At 67.8% G+C, this 10,278-nt stretch carries 8 protein-coding genes; 2 read left to right on the plus strand and 6 right to left on the minus strand.

What is annotated here, in order from left to right; all coding sequences use genetic code 11:
- Positions 1-62: 62 nt before the first annotated feature.
- The 6 genes from rsmA to lptF form a co-directional block, all read right to left on the minus strand.
- Positions 63-941, minus strand: coding sequence for a 16S rRNA (adenine(1518)-N(6)/adenine(1519)-N(6))-dimethyltransferase RsmA (rsmA, locus tag IEW15_RS17195; protein WP_372402859.1), 879 nt, complete (start codon positions 939-941; stop codon positions 63-65).
- A 47-nt stretch (positions 942-988) separates the two neighbouring features.
- Entirely contained in the window at positions 989-2,017 is a 1,029-nt protein-coding gene (gene pdxA, locus IEW15_RS17200) for a 4-hydroxythreonine-4-phosphate dehydrogenase PdxA (protein ID WP_188580136.1), read from the minus strand.
- The gene (locus IEW15_RS17205) at positions 2,004-3,284 is read right to left on the minus strand and encodes a peptidylprolyl isomerase (protein WP_188580138.1); all 1,281 of its coding nucleotides are present in this window, start codon (positions 3,282-3,284) and stop codon (positions 2,004-2,006) included. Before IEW15_RS17205 ends, pdxA begins: the two co-directional genes overlap by 14 nt.
- A gap of 31 nt (positions 3,285-3,315) precedes the next feature.
- The gene (locus tag IEW15_RS17210) at positions 3,316-5,445 is read right to left on the minus strand and encodes an LPS-assembly protein LptD (RefSeq protein ID WP_188580140.1); all 2,130 of its coding nucleotides are present in this window, start codon (positions 5,443-5,445) and stop codon (positions 3,316-3,318) included.
- A 77-nt stretch (positions 5,446-5,522) separates the two neighbouring features.
- Entirely contained in the window at positions 5,523-6,689 is a 1,167-nt protein-coding gene (gene lptG, locus IEW15_RS17215) for an LPS export ABC transporter permease LptG (protein ID WP_188580142.1), read from the minus strand.
- Entirely contained in the window at positions 6,686-7,819 is a 1,134-nt protein-coding gene (gene lptF / locus IEW15_RS17220) for an LPS export ABC transporter permease LptF (protein WP_188580144.1), read from the minus strand. The genes lptG and lptF overlap by 4 nt, the downstream gene beginning before the upstream one ends.
- 372 nt (positions 7,820-8,191) lie before the next feature.
- On the opposite strand from lptF, the gene IEW15_RS17225 reads away from it, so the two are divergent.
- Together IEW15_RS17225 and IEW15_RS17230 are read left to right on the plus strand one after the other, a co-directional pair.
- The gene (locus IEW15_RS17225) at positions 8,192-9,691 is read left to right on the plus strand and encodes a leucyl aminopeptidase (protein ID WP_188580146.1); all 1,500 of its coding nucleotides are present in this window, start codon (positions 8,192-8,194) and stop codon (positions 9,689-9,691) included.
- 20 nt (positions 9,692-9,711) lie between these two features.
- On the plus strand, positions 9,712-10,236 hold the full coding sequence (locus IEW15_RS17230; protein ID WP_188580148.1) for a DNA polymerase III subunit chi: 525 nt from the start codon (positions 9,712-9,714) through the stop codon (positions 10,234-10,236).
- The last annotated feature ends 42 nt before the right edge of the window (positions 10,237-10,278 follow it).

Here is a 10,278-nt window from a genome sequence, read left to right on the forward strand (position 1 = left end):
GCATTTTCAAGATGCGCCGTCGGGCATAAGCGCCCGTCGGCCGCGACCGGATGGCGATGGCGTCAGTCGCGGGCCGCAAGTGCCCGGGCAAGTGCGCAGAACCCCTCGACCGAGACCGTTTCGGCGCGCCGCGTGGGCTCGATACCGGCGGCGGCCAGCAGCGCTTCGGCATCACCCAGGCTTTTCAGGCTCTGGCGCAGCATCTTTCGACGCTGGCCGAAGCCCGCTGCCGTCACCGCCGACAGCAGGTGCAGATCGGCGGGCGCCAGCGGCTCGGGCCGGGTTTCATAGATCAGCACCGTCGACGTCACCTTGGGCGGTGGCGTGAAGGCGCGCGGGCCGATGTCGAAGCCTTTGGCGATGCGGAACCGCCATTGTGCCAGCACCGACAGCCGGCCATAGTCGCGCCCGCCGGGCTCGGCGATCAGCCGGTCGGCCACTTCCTTCTGGTACATCAGCACCATGCCGGCGATGCGTTCCGGGCGCTCGGCCCATTGCACGGTCAACTGGGTGGAGATGTTGTAGGGCAGGTTCGATGCGATCCAGCAACGGCCGGGATCGCCCGCCGCATCCAGCAGCGCCCCCGGATCCATGGTCAGCGCATCGGCCTCGATGATCGAGAACCGGCCGGGAAACGCCTCGACCAGCGGCTGCAGGGCCTGGACGGCGCGGGCATCACGTTCGATGGCGATCACCCGGGCGGCGGGGCCGGCCAGCAGGCCGCGGGTCAGCCCGCCGGGGCCGGGGCCCACCTCGATCACGGTGCCGCCGGCCAGGCCGCCGCGGCCCTCGGCCAGTCTGGCAATCCGCCGGGTCAGGTTCAGATCCAGCAGGAAATGCTGGCCCAGCGATTTGCGCGCATCCAGGCCGTTGGCCGCGATGACGTCGCGCAGCGGCGGCAGCGCCTCCAGCCGGGCGGCTGTGTCGTCTGGAATGGTGATGGCGGCAGGGCCGGTCGATGAAAATTCGTCGGTCATGGGGCTCCGGATCAGCCGGCGGCACGTCTGCGTGCGGCGCTCATCAGGCTGGCCAGCCTGATGGCGGCAACCAGGCTGTCGATGCGGGCAATGCCGCGGCCGGCAATGTCGAGGGCGGTGCCGTGATCAGGCGAGGTGCGCACGATCGGCAGGCCCAGCGTGACATTGACCCCGCCATGGAAATCGAGCGTTTTGGCCGGGATCAGTACCTGATCATGGTACATGCCGAGCACCGCGTCATAACCGGCGCGGGCTTCGGCATGAAACAGGGTATCGGCGGGCAGAGGGCCGCGGGCATCGATACCGGCTGCCATCAGCATCGCGACCGCCGGCGCCACCACCGCCTTGTCTTCAAGCCCCAGCGCACCATCCTCGCCGGCATGCGGATTGACCCCGGCCAGCGCCAGCCTCGGCCGGGCAATGCCGAAATCGCGGCGCAACGCCTCGGCGGTGATGGTGGCGATCTCGACGATCAGGCCCGGCGTCAGCATCGCGATCGCGCGGATCAGCGGCTCGTGGATCGTCACCGGCACCACCTTGATTGCCGGGCTTGCGATCATCATCACCGGCTTGATGCCGGTGCCGCAGCGGGCTGCCAGATATTCCGTGTGGCCGGGATAGGGAAAGCCGGCGTCGTAGAGGGTCTTCTTCTGAATTGGATTGGTGACGACGCCACCGATCCGGCCGGCCAGTGCCAGCGCCACCGCCCGGTCGAGCGCCTCGACCACCGCGGTCGCGTGGGCCGGGTTTGGGCTGCCGGGCGTGGCCGGATAGGGCAGGCGGACCGGCAGCACCGGCAGGGCACGGCCAAACACCGCCGCGGCATCTTCGGGGGTGGCGATCTCCTCGACCGGCACCGCGGCACCGATGGCACCGGCGATCATGCGCAGCCGCTCAGGGTCGTCCAGGGCAAAGAACACCGGCAGACGCAAGCCCTCGCGCCCGGCCCAGGCGGCAAGCGTCAGCTCGCCACCGACGCCGGCGGGCTCGCCCATGGTGATCGCGAGCGGCAGCCCGCCCCCGGTGTCAGACGCGGACATCGATGAAGGCCTGCCGGCGCAGATCATGCAGATGACGCTGGGCCATGGTGTCGAGCCGCTGGCGGATCAACGCGTCGCGGATGGCGTCGCGATCGGGCAGGCCGGTGATGTCGCCGCTGCGTTCACAGACCATCAGCACCCGGACGGCACCACCGCCGGTGATCGGCGGCGATACCTCGCCGACCCCGAGATTGATCACCGCCTGGCGCAGCGCCGGGGCAAGGTCACCCACGGTCAGGGTGCCCAGATCGGTCTGCGGATCGGCGCCAAGCTCGCTTGCGATCCCCTCGACCGCATCGCACGAATTCAGATCGGCGGTCGCCGCCAGCAGGCGGTCGCCGATGGCACGGGCGGCGGCGGCATCCTCGGGCACCGGCATGGCGATCTGCTTTAGCGCCACCTGGATCTGCGAGGCATCGCCACCGGTGACCTTGCGGCTGTCGGCCACGGCTACGAGGTGATAGCCCTCGGGCGTGCGGATCGGGCCGGAAACGGCACCAGGACGGGCATTGGCCAGAAACGCATCGATCTCGGGCGACAGCTGGCCGGGCAGAACCCAGCCGACATCGCCCGATTGCTGGGCGGTCACACCATCGGAAAACTCGCGGGCCAGAACCGTGAACGGCGTGCCGGCGCGGAGCTGGTCGAGCAGCCGCTCGGCGTTCTGGCGGACCTCGGCCTCGCGATCGGGCGACGGCACGCTCAGCACGATTTCCAGCACGCGAAACTCGGTCTGGCCGGCATTGGCGCGGATGCGGTCGAGCACGGCGTTGATCTCGTCCTCACCGATCACGATCCGCGGGCGAACCTCGCGCGCGACCACCTTCTCCCAGGCGATCTCGGCGCGCAGTCGCTCGGTGACCGTGGAGGGCACGATACCCTGCGCCCGCAGGCTCTGCTGCAGGGTGCCGGGCTGAAAGCTGTTGCGGCTTTCGATCTCGGCTTCGGCGCGCGACATCTCGTCGGCCGAGACGTCCAGGCCCAGGCGGCGCGCGGCCTGCATCTGGATCCGCTCGTCGATCAGCTGCCGCAGAACCTGCGAGGCCAGGCGCTGGCGGGTCTGCTGGTCGTCGGGCAGCTGCGAGGTCTTGACCAGCATGTCCAGCCGCGCGGTCAGGTCGAAGACCGACACGATGTCGTCATTCACCACGGCGGCAACCCGCCCGGCGGTCTGCGCGAGCGCCTGGCCGGGGGCAAGGGCCGCGGCGCCGCCGAGGGCCGTGGTGCCTGCGAATGCGGCGAGGAGCAGAATGCGCAAGGGCTTCATCGAACGTCCTCTGTGCTCGGTCGGGTACATGTCAGTAAGTTCCGCCCAGCGTGCGCAGCACCACCCGGACCAGCACATCGGTCGAGGGCTGCACATCGCGATCGCGCGAGAAGCTGCGGCGGACTTCTGAAACGATATACAGGCAATTGTCGAAGTCCACGGCCACACCGACGCCATGGTCGATCGACCGCTCGTTCTCAAGATCGCGACGCAGGCTGCCGAAAACCTTGAAATCGTCACTGATGTCATAGCCGGCACTGAAATAGACTTCCTCGCGATCGTCGGCGTCCTCCGGCGACAGTTCTTCATCGGCCTGCAGCAGAATATAAGACAGGTCGAAGCTTGCCTGCTGCACGATCCAGGATGCACCAAGATCGGTCCGGCGCGGCTCCAGCGTGTCCTTGTCGAAGCGGAAGCGATAATACAGGTTCAGGTTCGGGTCGGGTGTGACGACAACGCGTCCGACATAATCCGACACCTTGTCGTCCAGACCGCTGCCCGGCGAAAAGGTGTCGTCGGCCCGGGCGCGCAGCGACTGGCCGATCAGGCCGGTGATCTGGCCGCCATCGCCGGTATAATGGCCGAGCCGCATGCCGTAACTCACCCGCGGTCCGCCCTCGACCCGGTCATAGCCGGCGAAACGCTGATTCTCGAACAGATTGGTTTCGTCGAACTCGAAGTCGCGGCTGTCCTCGTTCGGAATCTTCGCAGGGTTGCCGCCATAGGGGCTGAGCACCGCATGCACGATCGGTTCGATCACCTGGCGTGCCGCGCCGTCGGACCGCACCATCGGCAGGCGCCAGTCCAGCGACACCTCAGGCACGACCCGGCCGGTGGTGCCGTCGAAGGTCCGGGTGCCGTCCTGAACGTCGTCGACCATATAGCCATCGCCGCGCAGGCCCGTGGCGACGGTGTAGACGCCACCTTCCGCGCCGATGAAGCTGCGGTTCCAGCCTCCATCCACGGTCATGCGATAGCTGTCGGTGCCCTCGCGCCGGGTCAGGCCGGCAAAGCTCGAATCCAGGCGCCACTGACCGCCCATCGGCCCGGCGCCGGGGGCGCCGAGCTGGTTCCACTGGGCCATGGGCACGGCGATCGGCAGGCGTGACTGGACCTGATCGCTCCGCAATCCCTGAAACCAGTAGCCGGCGATCAGGGCATAATCGCGGCCGTTCAGCTGCTCGGCATACAGCGTCGAGGTCAGCGTCTCGCGATTCGAAATATCATAGACCCGCAGCACGGTGTCGTCGCCGGCCCACATGCCGTCGAAGCCCCAGCGCCAGGTGCGGTTGATGTCGAAACGGCCGCGGCCGGCGATATAGCCGCGGGTGTTGTCACGATCGACATCGTCGCTGGCATCGGCGATCAGCCCTTCCAGCGAGAAGGCGCCTTCATCCAGAACCCGCCGGTATTCCAGGCCGAGGCCGGCGCCCTGATCCGTGGTCCAGATCGGTGTGACCGTGGCGTCGCTCGACGGGTCGATGACGATGTGATAGGGCACGTCGATTCGGCTGCCCAGCGTGCTGTTCGACCGGTAGGTCGGGGCGAGCACGCCGCTTCGACGGTCCACGGTGGGGTCAGGATGGCTGAAATAGGGGGTATAGATCACCGGAACGCCCAGCAGTTCCAGCGTTGCATCGCGATAGACGATGTCGCGGGTCTGTTCGTCATGGGTGACGGTATCGGCCTTCAACTGCCATAGCGGCGGCCGGTCGGGGGTTTCCTCGCAGAGTTCGCAGGCGGTATAGGCAGCCTTGTCCATGCGGGTGAAACGGCCTTCGCGCGTGCTGCCGGCGGCGGCCAGAAGGGTCTGGTCGGCCAGCCTGGCGCGCAGATCGCGGGCGACCCCCTTGGCCAGTTCCTCATCCAGCTGGGCATAGCTTGCAAACAGCACCGAACCGTCGGGCTCGACGATGGCGACATTGCCCTGCGCGGTCACGATGCCGTCGCGCCGGTTATAGGTCAGGGTGTCGGCGCGCACGATCCGCGGCCCCTGCGCCACTTCCACATTGCCGCGGGCGATCACGATGTCGAGCTGATCGGAATATTCGACCTCGTCGGCCTGGATCAGCACCGGTTCGTCGGACGACAGCGACGGCAGCGCCTGGGCGTGAAGCTGCCCCGGTGCGGCGCCGATGAAAAACAGCGCCGCGGCAGCCATCAGCTCCGCGCGCAGACGAGGAAGACGGCCGGGGCGCGGACGGCGGCGGCGGTTACGAGCAGGTCCGGCGACCAAGGCTAGCCGTCCTCCAGATGCATCAGGGTCGCGATTCCGAACAGCGTCGCAACGCCGGCCGGCGTCCAGGCAGCCAACACCACCGGCAGGCCCCCAGATTGGCCCAGAGCATAGACCACGCCTGTCAGGAAATACAGCAGGAAGCCGGTGAAGACGCCGCCCGCGATGGTGACGCCGGCGCCGCCCCGGCGGGTGAAACGCAGGCCGAATGCGGCGGAGGTGATGACCATCGCCACCATCAGCAGCGGCAGGGCCAGCACGGAATGCCAGTACAGTCGATGCTGAACGGCGCTGAAGCCCGCATCACGCAACTGGGCGATAAAGCCGGGCAGGGCCCAGAACGACATCGTCTCAGGATTGGCGAAGCTGTCGAGGATCTGCTCCCGCGTCATCCGGGTCGGCTGGTCGAGCACCGACTGCGTCACCGGAACTTCGTCGGGTGCCGAGATAACGGCATTCTCCAGCCGCCAATGGTCGTCGGTCAGCTGCGCGCGCGTGGCGTCGATGCGGTCCTCGAACACCTCGTTACTGTCATACCGGAAGATGGTGACATTCCCAAGGTCGGTGCCGCCCGCCGCCATCTTCGTGGCATGGATGACGATCGGTTGTCCGTCCAGGCGCTCGCGCAGCCACAGTCCCCCGGGCCCCACCGACAGCAGGCTGGACTGCCCGCCGATATAGCGTGCCTCCAACGCTTCGTAGCGCGCGCTCATCAGGGCCGCCAGCGGATTGAATATGCCGATCAGGAACAGGCCCAGCAACAGGGCCACCCCAAGCGGCGGCCCCATGAACTGCCACACCGACACACCTGCCGCGCGGGCCACCACCAGCTCGTTGCTGCGGGTCAGGCGGGCGAAGGTGATCAATCCGCCGATCAGCACCGCGAACGGCGCGATGCGTTGAATCTGGAACGGGTTCTTCAGCAGTGCCATGCCGATCAGCGTCACCAGATCGGCCTCGCCATTGCCCGATGCCCGGCGCAGCAGCTCGATCAGATCCACCACCAGTACCAGACCGATCACCACGCCCAGAACAAGGCCGACAGATCCCAGCATGTGGCGTGCGAAATACAGGCTGAGCGTGGGCGAGACATGGCGCCGCGGCGTCGACGGCGCACGGCCCGCGCGCAACCGTTGTGGCTGCGGCAGGACGGGGCGGGTGTCGGTCATGGCGTCACCTCGCGACCGTCCTGGCCGGCCTGTGGCGGCGTGGCTGGAATGTGCCGGATCTGTGGCCGCAGCATCAGGCCGAGCGCCACGACCGACGCGCCGATGATGATCAGATAAAGCGGGACGGCCGCCGTCGGCGACGTGACCACCGCCGATGTCAGGGTCAGGCCGGTCAACTGCACCACGATCATGGCCACCGTCGCCACCGCCACGCGCGTCCAGCGGCTGCGGCGGCTGAATTCGCCGCTGAGCAGGGGGCCAAGCGCGATCAGCGTGAAGGCGATGTTGTAAAGCGGCCAGGCCAGTCGCTGATGCAGTTCACCGCGAAGCTCGGCCCGAAATTTGGGCGGCAGCCCCTCTTCGGGGGTCAGCAGTTCGCCGATGAACCGTTCGCGCCGGTCGGGAATAGTGGGCGCCGCATCGCCGGCCACCAATGCCAGATCCACGGTATAGCGGTCGAAATACAGAAAGCTGACCCGGCCGTCGCCGGACCGTTCCTGGCGGTTGCCGTCGACCAGCACGATCCGCTGACCGGTTTCGGTGGGCACGATACCGCCGCGCGCGGCCATCATGGTGACCGGCAGGTCCCTGTCGCGTTCGTCCTGCACCAGAATGCCGGCAAGCTCGCCCGAGGGCAGACGTTCCCGCACGAAAACCGTCAGTCCCGAAACCGGCGTGTTGAAGCGGCCCTCCTGCAGCAGGACCGCCGCGACGTCGCTGCGGATCGACAATTGCAGCTCGCGGAAATCGCGGGCGAAGACCGGCACCAGATAGCTCGACAGCACATAGCCGAACAGTGTGAAGCCCACCGCCAGGGCCACGGCCGGGCGGATCAGCGCCCAGGGGCCCAGGCCCGCCGCCTGCATGACCACCAGTTCGCGATCCGATATCAGCCGCGAGTAGACCGCGATCACCGCACAGAACAGGGCGATCGGCATGATGATCGACAGGAAGGTCGGCAACAGCAATATCGTCAGCTTCACGAAGGTGAAGGCCGACAGGCCGCGGTTGACGATCAGATCCAGGAATCGCACGGATTGCGTCAACCACACCACCGCGACCAGGCCCATGGTAATGGCAAGCGCCGGTAGCAGAAGCTGTCGAAACAGATAGCGTGAAGCGAGGGGCATGGAACCCTTGGTGCGGTAGAGCGCGTTGGTGTGCGCGGGCTGGCGGCGCTTGAGACCACAACGGGCACCTGTCCCGGTTGGTCCTGCGCATATGGTGGTCCTGCGCACATGGCCGTTCTGCACAGATGGCCGCCGCGCGGACGAGTGCGCGTCGCCGACGGCTGCAACTTATCGTGTGGCGTGGCCGGGGTCCAGTGCCCGGGCAGCCGGGGCCCTGTGGCAGATCTGCGTCACCGGGCTTCTGTGCGCCATCGACACGACCTATATTGGCGGGACGGTGGCAGACTTCGCCGCACAGGCATGGCGCGGGCTTGGTGTCCCGCCGGCTTGCGGCCGCCACCCGCGCATGCACAGGAACCCGGAGAGGCAGGCATGACCATCAGCTTCGCGACGTCGTCGATCCCAACCGACGGCACCCTTGTTCTTCCCGTGGCCGAAGGGCGATCGCTGACCGCCGCCGGCCGCGCCGTCGACGAAGCCACCGGCGGTGCCCTGGTCCGCGCCATGGCCGCCGCCCGCTTCGACGGTAAGCCGGAACAGCAGGCGGCGGTTCTGGCCCCGCATGGCATCGGTTGCGACCGCGTGGTGCTGCTGGGAATCGGCAAGGCGGATGAATTCGACACCGCCCGCGCCCTGCGTCTGGGTGGGCGGGCGGTGCGAGCCGCGACGGGCGCGGCCACCATCGCGGTCGATGTGACCGGGCTTGGCGGCGATGCGGCAGCGCTGGCGGCCGAAGTCGGGCTGGGCGCACGGCTGCGATGCTGGCGGTTCGACCGCTATCGCAGCGCCAGGCCGGGCGAGGACGCCCCGGTGACCCCGGATGTGGTGGTGGTGAGCGATGCCGGCCATGATGCGGCCGCGGGCTTTGCGGCCCGCGATGCCGTGGGCGAGGGGGTGGACTTCACCCGCGAGCTGATTTCCGAGCCGGCCAATGTGCTGACCCCCCGCGCCTTCATGGAGCGGCTGACCGGCCTTGCCAGCCTTGGTATCGATGTCGAGGTGCTGGACCGCGACCGGATGGCGGCACTGGGCATGAGCGCCCTGCTGGGCGTGGCCCAGGGCAGCGTGAACGAGCCGTATCTGGTGGTCATGCGCTGGACCGGCCGTGACGACGAGGCCGACCCGGTCGCCTTTGTCGGCAAGGGCGTCTGCTTCGACAGCGGTGGCATCTCGATCAAGCCGGCCGGCGGCATGGAAGAGATGAAGTGGGACATGGGCGGCGCCGGCATCGTTGCCGGGCTGATGCGCGGTCTGGCCCAGCGCAAGGCGCGGGTGAACGTGGTCGGCGTGGTCGGCCTGGTCGAGAACATGCCGTCGGGCACCGCTCAGCGTCCGGGTGACGTGGTGCGCAGCATGTCGGGCCAGACCATCGAGGTGATCAACACCGACGCCGAAGGCCGGCTGGTTCTGGCCGACGCGATCACCTATACCCGCGATCATCTGAAGCCGACCGCGATCATCGATCTTGCCACGCTGACCGGGGCGATCATCGTGTCGCTTGGCAGCTATAACGCCGGCCTGTTCGCCAATGATGACAGCCTCGCCGATGGCCTTCTGGCGGCGGCCAGGGCGACCGGCGAAGGGCTGTGGCGCATGCCGCTGTCGGATGCCTATGACAAGGACATCAATTCCGACATCGCCGACATGAAGAATGTCGGCAAGGGCCGCGATGGCGGCAGCATCACCGCCGCGCAATTCATCAAGCGGTTCGTGGGCGAGACGCCCTGGGCGCATCTGGATGTGGCCGGCGTGGTCTGGGGCAAGGGCGATACGGATCTGGGGCCGAAGGGGGCCACCGGTTATGGCGTGCGTCTGCTGGACCGGCTGGTTGCCGATCGCTTCGAGGGCACCGGAACCGGCGAGGCGGCGTGACGGCCCGCGACGCCCCGGCCATGTCCGCCACAGGCGAGGCCACCTCAACCCCGGCCGTCGAGGCCGGGGTTGAGGTGGCATTCTATCACCTGACCGCGACACCGCTTGAAAAGGCCCTGCCGGCTCTGCTGGAACGGGTTCTGTCGCGCGGCTGGCGGGCGGTGATCCGCGCGGGCAGCCCGGAACGGGTGAAGGCGCTGGACACACAGCTTTGGACTTATGACCCCGGCAGCTTTCTGCCCCACGGTGCCGAAGGTGACGCGCGGGCCGATCGCCAGCCGGTCTGGCTGACATCGGGCGACGATCTGCCCAACGATCCGCAGGTTCTGGTTCTGGTTGACGGCATGGATGTGGAGCCGGCCGGTCTGGCCGGATTCATCCGCGTGCTGGACCTGTTCGACGGCGGCGCAGTGGCAGCCGCCCGCGATCGCTGGCGAGCCCACAAGGCGGCCGGCCACGCTCTGACCTATTGGCGACAGAAGCCCGGCGGCGGCTGGGAAAAAGCTGGGCACCTCCATTTACCGCTAGCCATGAAGCGGGTGTGATGATTCATTGTTTCCCGGCAAGGGGGAGCGAACGATGCGGCA

The sequence above is a fragment of the Tistrella bauzanensis genome (assembly GCF_014636235.1).
GTDB lineage: Bacteria > Pseudomonadota > Alphaproteobacteria > Tistrellales > Tistrellaceae > Tistrella > Tistrella bauzanensis.